This is a genomic window from Prosthecobacter sp., assembly GCF_044373815.1.
Lineage (GTDB): Bacteria > Verrucomicrobiota > Verrucomicrobiia > Verrucomicrobiales > Verrucomicrobiaceae > Prosthecobacter.
The window spans coordinates 1-15,080 of the sequence record NZ_JBIPNG010000118.1; the positions used below are offsets into that span (position 1 = coordinate 1).

Below are 15,080 nucleotides of genomic sequence, written 5' to 3' on the forward strand. Positions count from 1 at the left end.
GACGTTGTCGACGGTGACGAGAATGGCGGGGCCTTCGGCATCGCTGCCGAGGGCGAGGGCTTTGGCGAAGATGTGCTGGGAGACGCCGGTGTTGGGGGCGCGGCGGTTGCCGTAGCCGCTGAGGCGGACGGGGTAGTCGGGGGTGATGTCGACGGAGGCGGCACCGGCGGGGATGAGAGTGTCGGCTGCGAAACCCGCGAGTGGCAAGAGGAGGAGGACGAGGAGGCGGAGGTGCATGGGCTTGTGCTGGAGCACTACGTGAAGGCGGCGCCTGTTCTTTGCTGGTCTGCTGAGGACACTGACTTGAGGGAACACAGATTTAAACACCGCGAGAGTTTAGAAGACCGCAGAGAAGAGTTTTTGAATCAGAGTTTGGAGGGCTTGTTTCGCTTTGCTTCGTGGCAGGGTGGGAAGATTTTTCCCGCCGATTCAGGTGGTGAATGACGGCGTGGTGGTGCGGAGGCCTTGATTTTGGCAAGGGAATGGAGAGCAAAGGAATGGGCTGAATTCAGAGAGCTAAGGTTGGTTTTTTGTCAATTTTTTGCTCCCTAGCCCCGGTTCCCCGTCAAAGCCAGCCGCGCGGATAACTACGCCCTGCGCAGCTTCATTCACCGCATCGTCGACAGCCGCCCGTTCTTGAACAAATGAACGCCCCAAGCATCATATCCTTCAAGCCCTTGTGCAGCGTGTTGCTAATGGCGCTTCGCCGGATCGACGTCGAAGGTGAACGTCACGGCCGCAGCCCAGTCGTGGTTAAGGGGGTTGATCTCATCGTGTTCCACAAGGTAGAATCTAACCTCATATGAAACTCACGAGCCGACACGATTTTCTGCTTCGCGCAGTGGCCTTGCTCGCTTGCCTGCTAACAGCGTCACAGGCACTGTGTGCATGGATTCCTCCGCTCACCATGGCGGAACTGTGCAGGGCCGAAATCATCGTGGTTGGCCATTTTGAAACGGCAGAGGGGAAGATGCATTTTCACTTGGATCGCATGGTGAAAGGGGACGAATCGGCTGCCAGGGCACAAATGCTGAAATTGGTGACGGACAATAGGGTGCACCCTCAACCCGATGGAGGATTGATCTTTAACCGACCTCGTTCCCAATGGGGATTTGGCGTGCGAGTTGATGCCAAACAGCCAGGGCTTTGGTTCTTCCTTGGCTCGAAGAGTGGAAACGAAGTTGACTGGCAGCCGGCAGCACTGGCCGATGGATTTGAGGCCCTTACTCAGCAACAGGAGCCTGACGCGTTTTTCCGAATCTTACAGCAAGTGGATATGGGAATGCAACGAGATGCCATGGAAGAACTGTATGCTCAGCGCGAACCGAAGCTGGTCGCCCGGTTGCACAACATTGCCTTGTCCCAGGATGCAAGTCTCGCTGCAGCGGCATTCAATGCTCTCGTCGCGACCAAGCTTGTTGAGCCAGACCAGTTCTGGGAAAAATGGACGAGCCTGCCCATCATGGAACTTGCGGCGGGACTGCTGGCAAAGGAAAACCGAGATCGAATGATGCAGGAACTGAAAAAGGCCATCGCATCGGAAAAGAAACCAGAGCGGCTCGACATGCTCCTGTCTGCGATACCGCATGATTCTCACGAGAACGTGGATTTGGCCCTGCCTTTTCTTGGACACGAATCCGCATCGGTCAGGCGAAGGGCGATTGGCAAATTGTCGGACGAGTTTTGGCGCCTAAACACCAAGCGCTCCACGGCACCCGATTTGGAGAGCCAACTGACAGCTCTTGGTGAGCGCACCATCCCTCTGTTGGAGACGCGCCTGAAAGTCGAGACTGATCCGGGATGCAAACAAGTCCTCAATAGAATGCTGGAGCGTGCCGATGGCGTCCCGTGGATACTTCGCATCCCGCGTGAGGAAGTCGATCCGCCGATTCCAGCCTACTCTGAAGACGAAGAAATGGAATTTCTCGTGAACCGCCTAACATCCCACAATGATCATGGTTTCATCATGGAGACGGCCGGCCAGGAGATTGCCAAGGTTTTCTTCGAGGAAGGATTCAAGCGCCTGAAGGCCGCAGCAGCCGCCACGAACATCTATAACACCGACCTGGTGTATGAAGGCATGGGCTATGTCCGCGATCCTCGAATGTTCGAGCATCTGGTGGAACACCTTGCTGAAATCGGTCCCGGGGACAGCACCTATGGGTCAACTTTTCGGGCGATCGGCGTTCAAAACAATCCAGGATCTCTGGCTGCCATCAAGCGATTCAGCCAAGAGGTCAATGAACACAACGAACGGCAACTCGATGGCCTGGCAGTCCTTGATGGCGCAGAGGTTCTTGCCTATCTCAAAGAGCACGAGAAGGAGATCAAATATCACGCCCAGATCCCCTATCTCCGCGCCCTTGCCATGCATGGCGACTCCTGGGCCGTTGATGAGTTGTTGTCCACTTTGCAAGATCCACCCGCTCCGAAGTTTCTCACAGATGGGTATTGGATCCCTTCCTATATCCTTGATGCATTGCTCTCCGTGGACACTCCAGAAGCAACCGCAGCCCTCAAAAAGGAGGTCGAGAAGACCTGTCCTTCCACCAGCTCACCCGATAGTTTTTTATTCCACTGGGCCTATCTGGAGAACTATGCGGGATCATCACACCGCGGAACCGCGTTTGCGGAAATCGCCCGCCGGGATCCACACTGGCTCGTTGCCCTATGCCTCCGAAAGATGGCTGACAAGTCCCTGCCTGCACGCAGCCACGCTGCCAGTGCTTTTCAACAACTGACCGGGCAACTGGGCGATTATCGTCCAGAAGCGTTCGCGGCAGATCGAATCGAGCCACTGAAGAAGCTCGAAACTTGGTGGGATGAACACAAGGCGGAAAGTCGGGAGCAATGGCTGGCGCACTACTTTCTTAACAAGGGCTTCCGTTTTACCAAACTCGACAAAACAGCCTTGGCTGCGCTGGTGCAGGCCTTGGAGTCCGACTTTTTCACACACAACCTCGCGGTTGAGCAGATCTCCGTCATTTGCCGCAAATACTTTGACGACTTTCAACACCAGGACACTTCCTTTCAGGGGCAGCGTAGGATGAATGTCCGCGTCATTGGTTGGCTGAAAGCCCGGCAGTGGATCGATTGAACCCGACGCTTATATCCACGGTATGAATACACCGTCACTCATGAACATCAGCCTCCGCCAGCCCATTGCCCGCCGACACTTTCTCAAAGCGGGAGCCGTCAGTCTCGCGCTGCCTGCATTGAATGCCATGCTCCCGCGCGGACTGCGCGGCGCAGGAGTTCCTCATGTTCATTATTTGTAACATGCCCCCGGTTTCATGATGCGGCTCAGTGTTCCCCTTCCCTTTCTTCTTATGAAAAGATTTCCATCCCTCTGGCTCGCCATTCTTGCGTCCGTCTTGCTGCAACGGACTGCAGAGGTCCATGCTCAGTCGCCTGTGACGACTCCTTCCATCAGGGATCGAGGACTGGTCTCCAAGGGCAATGAAAGCCGACTGGTGGCGGTCATGGCGAAGGCTCGGCGTGGTGAGGAAATTTGCGTGACGGCGATTGGTGGATCGATCACCGCAGGGGGCTTGCAGACCAAGGACCCGAAGAATCGCTACATCGCCCGGGTCGCGGATTGGTTCACTCAAACCTTTCCCAAGGCCAAGGTGCGTTTCGTCAATGCAGGCATCGGCGGCACCAACTCGCTCTACGGTGCCATGCGGGTGCAACGGGATGTGCTGAGCAAGAAGCCGGACCTTGTCATTGTGGAGTATGCCGTGAACGACAACCATCCGGTGCCGATGTTCTGGGGCAGCTACGAAGGCGTGCTGCGGCAGATCCTGCGCGAGCCGCAGCAACCGGCCGTCGTCCAGTTGTTCTTCATGCAGAGAAAGGGAGAAAATGCGCAGGAGACTCAGCACATGCTTGGCCGACACTATGATCTGCCGATGGTCAGCTTTCGCGATGCGTGGTGGCCGGAGATTTACAGCGGACGCGCCAAGTGGGAGGTGATGTATGCCGATGTGGTGCATCCTAATGACACGGGACACATTCTCGCCTCGGAGCTTTTGATCGCTCTCCTTAGCGAGGTGAATGCCAACCCAGGACACAGCGCCACAGCAGGCCATGCGGAGCTTCCTGCGGCGATGATCACGGACCTTTTTGCCAACTGTCGCTATGCTCAATACGCCGACTTGAAGCCGACTCAAAACAGCGGCTGGACCCAAACCCCAGACGGCACCAAGTGGGAAAGCCCGGCCTCGACCGACGGAGGGATCGAGTTTGGTTTCGCGGGCAAGCTGCTCTTTGTGGGATATGACATTGATGAGGAAGCCGAACGCTTTGCCACCTTCTCCATCGATGGAGGAGCGGCACAGCCATTGAAAAAGAGTCCCAACCGACTGCCGCTGGCGGAGGACTTGCCCTCAGGACAGCACCGTATGCGCATTGAGTTTGCAGGCACCAAAGTACCGCAAGGATCAACCGCCAAGGTGCGAATCTGGGCAGTGGGTGCGGCAGGAGCGACGGAGTGAAGAAGAGCCATGAAGCACTTTATCGTCATCACGCTGTTCCTCGCGGCATCGAGCTTGCTTGCAGCGGAGCCTGAGCGCATAGCGATCCTGCTGCGCGAGCCGACGCAGAAGGCGCTCGCCGAGCCACTGCGCACGTACATGGCCGATGTGGAGGCACGCTTTCCCGTTAAGCTGCGGCTCATCGTGCGCGACTGGCAGACTCCAGCGGAAGTGCGTGCGGCCATCAAGAGCCTGCACAAGGAGAGCGGAGTCTCCGGGGTCATCCTCGTGGGGGCCATGCCCATGCATCCGTTTTTCATGCATGAGCATGCCAATCCCAATCCGCTCTACTATGAGGACTTCGACCTTGAGTTCGTGGACAACAACAAGGACGGCGTGGACGATGCCTACAAGGGCACACCGCAGCTCAAGATCTGGGTCGCCAACATCCGCGCCTGTGAAAAAGCGCGGGACGATGACATCCCCGCATTGCGCCGCTTTTTTGCCAAGACGCACGACTACTACACGAGCAGGGTGGTGCCGGAACTCCGCACGCTCCTCTTCAGCACGGAGGTCATCACCGCCGACTGGCCCGGCACCGGGGAGTGGTTCAAGCGACGCGGTGGCGCGCGATTTTCCGCGCCCGAGAATGTGACGCTGCTGGAGGGAAAAGCATGCACGCACAAGGCAGCGCTGGAGGCTTTCCAAAAACACAGCTACTCGCTGACCTGCGTGGCGCTGCACTCGGATGAAACCGGTCACGCCATGGACGACGAGGATCTGTTTGCGCATGAGATCGCCGCAATGAAAACCGGCTCCCTCATCACCATCAGCCATGGCTGCTTCGCTGCCAACTGGAACAAGACCGCGCATGACAACAACGGGCCCAACTGCGGGCTGAGCTGGGTTTTTGGCAATCATCTGGGGCAGGCCGCAGTTGCTCAGGTACGCAGTGGTGGCGTCGGTTTTGATGATCTTATCTATGAGCGACTGCGCGCCGGAGATTACCTCGGCAAAGCGTACCTTCCCTGCAAGCAGGCTCATGAAATCGAACACGCCCCCGGCGATCATGTGCCTGGCGACATTGTCTCAGGCATCCTGCTGATCGGGAATCCCTTCCTGGAGCTCAAGCCCGTGAAACGCGCAGCGAATGCGAAGGCACCGCGTTTGGTGATCAGGAACGCGGTGTATGGCGATCTGGCCAACCTTGCGGTGGTCAACGTGACGCAGAAGGTGGCGGACTGGATCGAAGATTCGCTCACCGTGGCAGCCACTGCTGAGAATTTTGGCGACCCGGCCAATGGCATCGAGAAGCAATTGAAGGTCGATTACACCCTTGATGGTGTGGATGGAACGATGACAATCGAAGAAGGGCAGCTGCTGAAGATCGGCCAGTGATGGTGCTTGGCCATCGAGGACGAGAAGTGATGATTTCGCCAGCCTTGCATGACAGGCGCGATGCCACCTGAGCTGGCGGCGAAGCGAGGACGAAGTATGCGCTTTACCCCGCGAAAGCGGTGTCGGCGATGCAGGCTTGTGCCTTGCATCTCTGCCACCGCAGTCCAAGAAGCTGTCGCGTTGATTGGGGGAGCCTGGACCGATGGAATTCACGACGCCTATGCTTGGAGCATTTTGAATTGTCTCGTGTTCAATCAGAGGAGCCTGTTAAGTGAGGTTGAGATTTTTCGATGGACTGGGAGGATTGGGGAACGCTGGTCGACAGACAGGAGTGTCTGTCGTACTTCAGGGTCAGGGTTTTGCGGTGGGCTTGGGTTTGAGGAAGAGGACTTCGGCGCGTTCGATCCAGCCTTTGCGGAGGTCCATGCGGAACCAGCCGTCGGTGTTCTTTTTGTTGATGCGGCAGCCGCTGCGGGGGCCGAATTCTTTGAGGTCATATTGAGCCCAGGTTTTGCCCATGTCGGGAGACCAGATGATACCACATTTGTAGGTAGAGGCGGGGGCGCAGTGGGTGGCGAGGAAGACGCCGTCCTGCACGAGCATGTTGGCAGATTCGAACATGGGATTGAAGAGGAGGGTGTGCTTGGAGGTGTCGGTGATGTCTTGGGGGGCGCAGGTGAAGATGCCGCGGTCATGACGGTTGGCGATGGCGGGGCCGTTGGCGTCGGCGATCCAGTACAGTTTGTCGCCAATGAAATTGATGCCGCCGCATTTGAAGCGGGAGTTTGAGTTGACGGAGATGAGGACTTTCCAGTCCCAAGTGTCGGCGGCGACATTGTAGATGCCGCGCAGCCAATGGCATTCGTTGCCATCGCCGCGGTCGATGTCGCCAGAGCAGGCGTAGAAGGCGTTTTCGGCGGGGTTGTAGGTGACGTTGTGAACGTGGCGGGCAATGATGGTGTTGGCGGGGTCGCCAAGGAGTGGTGCGGAGGGCGGTGCGTCTTTTTGCTGGAACTTGGGATTCTGGCCGAAGGAGTAGGCGAGTTTCACGGTCTGGCCGTTGTCGGTGGAGTAGTAGATGTTCACGGGCACGGGGCCGCCGAGGACGTTGCAGTAATTGCCCCAGACGAGCATTTCTTTGCCGTTTACGTCGAAGCAGTGCTCGCCATCGAGGGAGTGAAAGTACCAGCCGGGCTGATCGGGTTTGACGGGGGTGTGGGGAAGGTAATCGGTGCCGTCGGGCTTTTTGACGATGATCTCGCGATGGGTCTTGAGGTTGTCGGTGGAGAGGAAGAGGTGCTCGCGCGTGGCGAAGACGATGCTGCCGTTTTTGAGGATGGTGCTGAAGGTGATGTTTTCGGCTTCTGGGAATTCTGCGGTGTGGGGCCAGGTGGTGCCGTTGTCTTCGGAGAGCATGATGCGGGTGCCTTTGAAGGCGAAGGCCTTGTTGTCCCGCTGGGTGTCGATATAAGGGGCCTCGGGTGAGGGCATGCGGTAGAGGAAGTGCTCGGTCTCGCCGGTGATGGCGGGGGTGGATTCAGCGTGGAGAGGGAGAAGCGCTGGGAGCAGGAGGGTGAGCGCGGCGGTGGTGAGGAATGTGCGGCGGGTGGGCATGGCTGGAGTGGTGGTGGGTGTGTGCCGCGAAGACAGGGAGGGGAAGGAGTAGGGAGACGCGGAGGTGGCTGTGGCGGAAGATTACGTGGGAGCGGTGGGGGGACTTGCTGGATTTGGGCTTTGCGCACTTGCTGACATGAATGGTTTTTGATAGTGGCGATTCGCATTACTCATTTCCGGCATGATGACCTCAAGGACGTTCGGTTTGCCGCAGAGGGGCAAAGAGGCAGAGGGAGCAGAGATTGAATTGATTCTCTGCCCAGAGTGCCTATAGAGTGCGGGACGCGCGAAGGGGAAGCGGGTTGGTGGTTCGTGAATCAGGGGGCAAAGCCAGAGCCGATTAAAAATCGGCGCTCCCAGTACAGACTTCCCGGAGGCGCAAGAGTCACCAACCCGTGGTCTACGCTCCTTACTGAGCGTGAGCGTCATTCCTACCCGGCTCTGTCGCTCCATCTCCCCCGAGCTTCTCGGCAGTGATCGTAGGAGTCGATTCAGTGTGCTCATGAGAAGGTACGCGGAGCTGCGAGGTCAGGCGGGAGCTGTGGATTCTTCTTCATCGTCATCGAACACGTAGCAGGTCTTTGAATTTTCCTGGCCGCGGAGGCGGGTGTCGCCGAGGCGCATGGTGAGTTCTTGGACGCGGATTTTGCAGAGGGCGGCGAGGACGGTGGCGAGGGGCTTTGAGTGGGAGATGATGAGGATTTGGGAGCGCTCGGAGGCTTTTAAGATGAGCTCTGCGAGGGCGGGGAAGACGGATTCGTTGAGGCTGGTTTCGGGTTCGTTGAGGACGAGGAGCGGGGGTGGGCGGGGACTGCAAAGGACGGCGGCGAGGCAGATGAACTGGAGGGTGCCGTCTGAGAGTTCGTGGCCGGCGAGGGTGCGGGGGAGATCATGAGCCTGCCAGGCGAGACGGAACCAGTCGCCACACTCGATGTGCAGGTTTGATCCGGGGAAGGCCTGGGCCAAGGCCTCGTGAAAGGCGGTGGCTTCGTTGGATTCGTTGATGGTCTGGATGACGGCGGGGAGATTGGAGGCGTCCTCTGCAAGGACGGGGGACCAGCAGCCGCGCACGGGGCGGCGTGCGGGGGCATCGGGATCTGTGCGCATGGAGTGATAGAAGCGCCAGCGTTCGAGGCTGAGGCGTGCATCGAGAAGGAGGGGGTAGTTTTGCAGATCGCGAATGAGCGCGAGCATGGACTCTGAGGAGCCGACGGGCTCGGTGAGGGTGTGCATGACGCCTTTGGCATCGGCGAGGCGGACCTGGCAGCTGGAGCGTTTGGCGAGGAGCTTTTTGCCGTAGCGCAGGGCTTCGAGCTTGATGTCGGGGTCGAGTTTGAAGGCGGAGCGGCTGACGGGCATGAGGCCGCATTCGAACTCGTAGCCGAAGGTTTCGGAGAGGACTTCGGCGGAGAAATTGGTGAGGCGTTCGTGCTCAGTGTTGCCGGCCCAGAGGAGGCTGCGCATGCCGCCTTCAGAAGCGACGGCTTCGGCGAAATCACCACGGGCGAGCGCGGAGAGGAGGCGGAGGGCGCGATAGACATTGGTCTTGCCGACGCCATTGGCACCGCGAAGGACGGTGACGCGGCCGAGGCGCAGACGGAGATCGCGCAGGGAGCGGTAGCCGGAGAGGCGGACGGAATGGAGCATGAGAGGGACATCCAAGCGGGGGTGGGAGGGGATGTCCAGCGGTGGTGAAAGAGGAGAGCGGGAGGCTTGGTCTGCGAGTGAAGGGGGCGACGGAAGTGGAGAATGCCTTCTGAAGGACAAAAAGGACTGCTGATGACTTTCTAGGAAGTATCGAAGAGGGCGCGTGGTGTGTGGCAAGAAGGCTTGCACGCTGAAGGCTGAGGTGCTGAAGAAATGCGCGGAGGCATGAGTGCATGCGGAGTGCTGCGGACTGGAAGTCCGCGCTCCGGGGGCTTTTTGGCCTGCGGCGTTTGATTCCGCAACGACCCTTCTGAGAGCCACGTCGAAGTGGGTGCGGAGAGAGTCTATGGACGTGGCGTGCCTTATGTCCATGGTCTGGTGGTTCCCGCTGTGCCTCTTCGGGATTTCGCCTCACCATTGGCTGCGTGCGCTCTGCGCTGCGAAGGGCCAGATGTGGGAATTGTTTAGGAACTACCGAGACGTGGTATGCGCAATGCGGGACGTGGGCTCATCTCGCGGAAGCAAGATGGCCACTGTGCTGGCGGCAATGACTCAACGCCATATCGAGACGTGGCCTGCCCTGAGCGCATCTCGCGGGAAGCGAGATGGCTGCAGTACTGGCGGTGTTACATGCGGCAGATGAGGAGCTCGCGTTCGTAGATGAGCTCTTTGGGGAGATGGGTCTTGAGGTCGATGAAGAGTTCTTCGTGGGAGAGGATCTCGGTGCGCCAGGCGTCGCGGTCGAAGTGCTGAAGTTCTTCGAATTTTTCTTCGGGGAAGTCGAGGCCTTTCCAGTCGATGTCGGCGTAGCTGGGCACCCAGCCAATGGGGGTTTCCTTGGCCTTGCCGTGGCCGGTGGCGCGATCAATGATCCATTTGAGGACGCGCATGTTTTCGCTGAATCCGGGCCAGAGGAACTTGCCGTTGGCGTCTTTGCGGAACCAGTTCACATGGAAAACACGCGGCGTCTCGCTGAGGGTGCGCTGCATGGAGATCCAGTGGCGGAAGTAGTCGCCCATGTTGTAGCCGCAGAAGGGGAGCATGGCCATGGGATCGCGGCGAACTTTGCCGATGGTGCCTGCGGCGGCGGCGGTCATTTCGCTGCCCATCGTTGCTCCGGTGTAGACACCGCCGCTCCAATTGAAGGCCTGATAGACGAGGGGCATGGTGGTGGCGCGGCGGCCACCGAAGATGATGGCGCTGATGGGAACGCCTTCGGGTTTTTCCCAATCGGGATCAATGGTGGGGCACTGTGAGGCAGGGGCGGTGAAGCGTGAATTTGCGTGTGCGGCCTTGGTGCCTTTTTCCTTGGCGATGTCAGGCGTCCAGAGATTGCCCTGCCAGTCGGTGCATTGAGCGGGAGGGGTATCAGTCATGCCTTCCCACCAGACACCGCCATCTGGCGTGAGAGCGACGTTGGTGAAGATGGTGTTCTTGCGCAGCGAGGCCATGGCGTTGGGATTGGTCTTGTCGCTGGTGCCGGGGGCGACGCCGAAGAAACCTGCCTCAGGATTGATGGCGTGGAGACGGCCATCCGCGCCGGGTTTGATCCAGGCGATGTCATCACCCACGGTCCAGACCTTCCAGCCTTTTTGCACGAAGTGCTGGGGAGGAATGAGCATGGCAAAATTCGTTTTGCCGCAGGCGCTGGGGAAGGCGGCGGCGACGTAGGTCTTTTTGCCTTTGGGGTCTTCGACGCCGAGGATGAGCATGTGCTCGGCCATCCAGCCTTCATCGCGCGCCATGGCGGAGGCGATACGGAGGGCAAAGCATTTCTTGCCGAGGAGGGCATTGCCACCGTAGCCGGAACCGTAGCTCCAGATCTCACGGGATTCAGGAAAGTGGACGATGTACTTCTCCTTGTTGCAGGGCCATGGGACGTCTTTCTGGCCCTTCTTGAGCGGCATGCCAACGGTGTGCATGCAGGGGACGACACGCTTCTTGGCCTCGTCGATCTTCTCAAAGACTTTTTTGCCGATGCGGGCCATGATGCGCATGTTCACCACGACGTAGGGTGAATCGGTGAGTTGCACGCCGATCTGTGACATGGGTGAATCGATGGGGCCCATGCTGTAAGCGAGCACGTACATGGTGCGACCGCGCATGCAGCCATTGAAGAGCTTGCGCAGTTTTTCCTTCATTTCGAAGGGGTTCATCCAGTTGTTGGTGGGGCCAGCGCCGTCTTTCGAGTTGCTGCAAATGTAGGTGCGCTCTTCGACGCGGGCGACATCACTGGGGTCCGACTTGGCGTAGAAGCAGCCGGGCCACTTTTTCTCATTCAGCCGTGTGAAGGTGCCGGCATCGACCATTTCATCGCACAGGCGGTCGTATTCGGCCTTCGAGCCATCGACCCAGTAAATGCGGTCGGGCTTGCAGAGAGCGGCCATTTTTCCGACCCAGCGCTGTAGATGGATGTTTTTACTGAGGGGTTTCGAGGAGGGGATCGGCGTCATGGGGTGGGTTTTGTGGATGGCAACAACATGCCGAAAGCATGCCAACTGTCACTGTGCTTCATGCAGCCTATATTGGCGAACCAGTGCATCACTCAGCCATGGAGGCATGCACGGCGGCGGCGCAGAAAAACGCATTTCATGCCGATCAGGAGCAGCCAAAACTGGGCAGGTTCAGGTACGATGGAGATGACGCCGGCGCGGGTGAACTGCGAGGTGTCCCAAGTCCAGGAAGGGGGGAAGCCCGTGGTATTGAGGTTCAAAAGGCTGGTGCTCAAACCGGACACGGCCGTCCAATCCAGCAGATCGAAAGAGTCATTCAGGGAGGGAATGTAACCGCCCACAAAGGCCACGGCCAGGCTGCCCGCCGTCATCGCTGAGAAATCCATCCTGCCCGCGCCTGAGGCGGCGAAGACGACCCTGTCGTTCACATGGTTGCCAATGAGATCCCAGGTGATGGAACTGCCACTTTGAAACGTCACATTGCCGTCCATGGGAGTGAATGTCAGCGTGCCGACGCCGTTGTTTGAACCCGAGCCCCCCGGAGCCACGTTGCCTCCTACAGTGATGCCGTTGGAACCCGTGGGCGCGATGAATCCAGTGCCACCCAGATTTGTGCCAAAAGACGTGACCACGGCACCCGAACCTGTGGCCGAGCCGGTGGTGTTGGTGGCGAGCAGAGATCCGTTGATGACTGTCGTGCCTCCGGTGTAGGTGTTGGCATTCGACACAGTGGTGGTGCCAGCACCCGTCTGAGTCAGAGAGCCAGTGCCACTGATTTGATTGGTCAAAGCGTAAGCATTGCTGCGGTTCACCAGCAGAGTGGCGTTGTCGATGACATTGCCTGATCCAAGGGCACCGGTGGTGCCGCCACCCAAGGCGCCAAGCTGCAAAATGCCCTCAGAGATCGTCGTGGTGCCGGAGTAGCCTGTGTTGTTGTCCTCCACGCGCACAATGCCTGTGCCTGTCTTTGTGAGGTTTTTGGATCCTGAGATGGCCCCGGAAATACGCAGGGCAAACGTATCGACCGACTGGCTGTAAAGCACCAGGTCGTCATTGAGAGTGATCTTGCCGCTGAAGCGGGAGCTGAAGCTCGCGCCGCTGGTATAGCCCAGGGTCAGCACACCGCCGCTGCCAGCGACCACATTGATGTCATTGGCAAAAGCGTAGCCGCCCAGGTAGCTGACGAGTGACGCATCTCCGCCGCCGATGCTGCCGAGATTCACCACGCCGCTGGAAAAACCCAGCGCACCGCTTACTCCCACCCGCAGAGTGCCGCTGGCGATCGTGGTGCCGCCTGAGTAGCTGCTGGCGGCATCCAGAGTCAGGGTGCCCTGCCCTTCTTTTGTGAGAGCGCCAGACTGACCGCTCAGATCGGCCACGATGGCTGAGATGGAGTAGTCGCCTGCGCCGGAAACCCGAATGGTGCCTCCGCTGCTGCCGATGGAAAAGCCGCGATTGGCGCCCGAGCTGAAATTTGAATCCGATGCGTACTCCAGGGTGCCACCATTCAGGATCACCTGGTCCGCGATGTAGGAGGCAGGAAGGGGGCCGAGGGCGGTGCCTTTGGTGATTTTGAGGGTTCCCGCATTGATGGTGACTCCTCCAGTGAAGGAATTGGCTGCGTCCAATATGAGTGTTCCCACTCCCTCCTTGGTAATGCGAAACGCACCGCTGATGGCCACGGCAGAGCCGAACTCCAGCGTGGATGTGGCTGAAGTGGTGAATATGTTGTCCGCACCGAGCACCACGGACAATGTGCCATTGGCCCCCGTGAAGATGACCGAGGTGGTGGTGTTTTGCAGGGTGATGCCTTTGTACAATGTGAGCGAACGGGAGGTGGATCCGGTGCTGTTGGTATCGATGGTCAGGCTGGAGGGAAGCCTGGTGTTGATGTTGTCAAAGGTCAGGAGGCCAAACACGCGGGTGCCGCTCACGGTCATATTAACCAAAGTGCCCGTGCCATTGCGATTGTTGAACACGACATCTGAATCTGCCGCATTTGGAGGGACCGAGTCGCCTGACCAATTGGAGCCAAGACTCCAAAAACCGCTGTCACCGGTGGAGCCGCCATCCCAGAAGGTGGTGGTCTGCGCTGCAGCGTCGGAAGCCGCCAGACCGAGGCTGGCGACGAGCAGGGCGCCGAGCGATGATGAGGAAAGGTTTCTCATGACTCCAGCAGCGCAGTTAGATCTGCGAGACCGCCGAGGTTTGGGCGGGGAAATCTGGGAAAATGATGATGCGGATTGAGACTGCCATGAAGAGGATAACTAACGCGGACGACGCAAAATGCGTGTGGGGATCAAGTGTCAACCATCGCCCCGAAACCGGGGGGGACAACGAAACAGGTGTTACAGAAGAGAGCAGGGCGCGTGCAAACAATACGTCGATTTTCGGGCCGGTCGCGCATGCGCGGGAGAGGGATTTTTTCAGCACGCCTTCCCGCCCATCGCGTCGATCAGTCCACTGCGTGGGGAGGTTTATCTCCAGCAGACCAGAATATCCCGCGAGGGATGAAGTTTTCGAGTCCTGGTGTGTTCTCGGGATGAGGGCTGGAGATAAACACGCGGCCTTTGCCGAAGGTGGAAATGACGTGCGCGGGTGAATTCACCTGCACACCGGCGGGGGAGCCGTATTCTGCGATCTCGGTTTTGAAAACTGTGACAACGTTGTAGGCGGGGATATCGGTGCGAGCCGCCGGTGTGAGAATGGGGCCATTGTGGTAGCGGACTTTAAACGTGCTTTTCACATCGCCGAGCCATTTTTGACCGGCCAGAGTGGGTTCCAAATCCAGCAGCGCCTGTCCGCGGCGCCACTTGTTGGAAACCGTGCCCGCATTCAAAATTCCGAGGCCCCAGGTGAAATTTGAACAGGCCAGGTAGGCCCCGCCGCAGATGCCCACATAACCGCCGCCTTGCTTCACAAACTCACGAACGTTTTTGAGACCTGCTTCGCCAATGCCTTTTGACTGGCCGGAGCCGGAACCACCGGGAAACACGAGCACATCATAGGAGCTGAGATTGAGGCTGCCCACTTCCTGGCCGCTGAGAACAATCACTGTCGCCTGAGGGAACGGTTTGAGAACATTGATGACGTTGTCCACTCCGCTCTGGGGTGAGCCTGTGCCACGGTAGATGCCGACTTTGATCTTCCGCGTCAGCACTGGTGCAGCGATGATCGTCTTCATCCCATTCACATCCGGTGGGACGACGAATGGGGCGGGCACAGCTTTTTTCACGCCCTGCGCAGATGCCGAGGCGAGCCCGCCGAACAGCAGAAGCAAAGGTAGCAGTGAATGAAATGTGGCCATGGCAGAAGGTGATTTACTTCAGCTGTGCTTCAATCGACTTCGCCACCTGCTGGCCCATGAGTTCGTAGCCTTTGGCGTTGAAGTGGACGTCCTGCGGATTGGCGATGCCAGTGAGCTGTGGAGCGAGGAAAGTGTAAAGATCATCGATGGCGATGCCGTGCTTTTTCATGACGCGCAGGGCGATCT

Annotated in this window: 9 protein-coding genes and 1 pseudogene; 3 read left to right on the forward strand and 7 right to left on the reverse strand. The window is 58.6% G+C overall.

The genetic code is table 11. From position 1 onward, the window contains the following. Window positions 1–237 (reverse strand): annotated as a pseudogene (locus tag ACIREA_RS11925) (hypothetical protein); the annotation flags it as partial. Between the two features lie 670 nt (window positions 238–907). Between ACIREA_RS11925 and ACIREA_RS11930 the strand changes: the two are divergent. After that, window positions 908–3,097 (forward strand): hypothetical protein, encoded by a 2,190-nt coding sequence (locus tag ACIREA_RS11930; protein ID WP_397382498.1) that lies wholly within the window; start codon window positions 908–910, stop codon window positions 3,095–3,097. Between the two features lie 34 nt (window positions 3,098–3,131). Here ACIREA_RS11930 and ACIREA_RS11935 read toward each other — a convergent pair whose 3' ends face one another. Further along, window positions 3,132–3,263, reverse strand: coding sequence for a hypothetical protein (locus tag ACIREA_RS11935; RefSeq protein ID WP_397382499.1), 132 nt, complete (start codon window positions 3,261–3,263; stop codon window positions 3,132–3,134). A gap of 66 nt (window positions 3,264–3,329) precedes the next feature. Here ACIREA_RS11935 and ACIREA_RS11940 point away from each other — a divergent pair, with 66 nt between their 5' ends. Then, window positions 3,330–4,496, forward strand: coding sequence for a GDSL-type esterase/lipase family protein (locus ACIREA_RS11940; protein WP_397382500.1), 1,167 nt, complete (start codon window positions 3,330–3,332; stop codon window positions 4,494–4,496). 9 nt (window positions 4,497–4,505) lie between these two features. Beyond that, window positions 4,506–5,873 carry a hypothetical protein gene (locus ACIREA_RS11945; RefSeq protein WP_397382501.1) on the forward strand — a complete coding sequence of 456 codons (1,368 nt, stop codon included), beginning with the start codon at window positions 4,506–4,508 and terminating at the stop codon, window positions 5,871–5,873. Between the two features lie 351 nt (window positions 5,874–6,224). Here ACIREA_RS11945 and ACIREA_RS11950 read toward each other — a convergent pair whose 3' ends face one another. From ACIREA_RS11950 to ACIREA_RS11970, 5 genes are all read right to left on the reverse strand, one after another. Further along, window positions 6,225–7,487 (reverse strand): hypothetical protein, encoded by a 1,263-nt coding sequence (locus tag ACIREA_RS11950; RefSeq protein WP_397382502.1) that lies wholly within the window; start codon window positions 7,485–7,487, stop codon window positions 6,225–6,227. A gap of 528 nt (window positions 7,488–8,015) precedes the next feature. Beyond that, window positions 8,016–9,134: an AAA family ATPase gene (locus ACIREA_RS11955; protein WP_397382503.1), complete on the reverse strand. Its 1,119-nt coding sequence runs from the start codon at window positions 9,132–9,134 to the stop codon at window positions 8,016–8,018. Between the two features lie 626 nt (window positions 9,135–9,760). Continuing rightward, window positions 9,761–11,587 carry a phosphoenolpyruvate carboxykinase (GTP) gene (locus tag ACIREA_RS11960; protein ID WP_397382504.1) on the reverse strand — a complete coding sequence of 609 codons (1,827 nt, stop codon included), beginning with the start codon at window positions 11,585–11,587 and terminating at the stop codon, window positions 9,761–9,763. Window positions 11,588–11,679: 92 nt separating this feature from the next. Next, window positions 11,680–13,755, reverse strand: coding sequence for an autotransporter-associated beta strand repeat-containing protein (locus ACIREA_RS11965; RefSeq protein ID WP_397382505.1), 2,076 nt, complete (start codon window positions 13,753–13,755; stop codon window positions 11,680–11,682). 287 nt (window positions 13,756–14,042) lie between these two features. Next, the gene (locus ACIREA_RS11970) at window positions 14,043–14,894 is read right to left on the reverse strand and encodes a BPL-N domain-containing protein (RefSeq protein WP_397382506.1); all 852 of its coding nucleotides are present in this window, start codon (window positions 14,892–14,894) and stop codon (window positions 14,043–14,045) included. Window positions 14,895–15,080 lie beyond the last annotated feature (186 nt).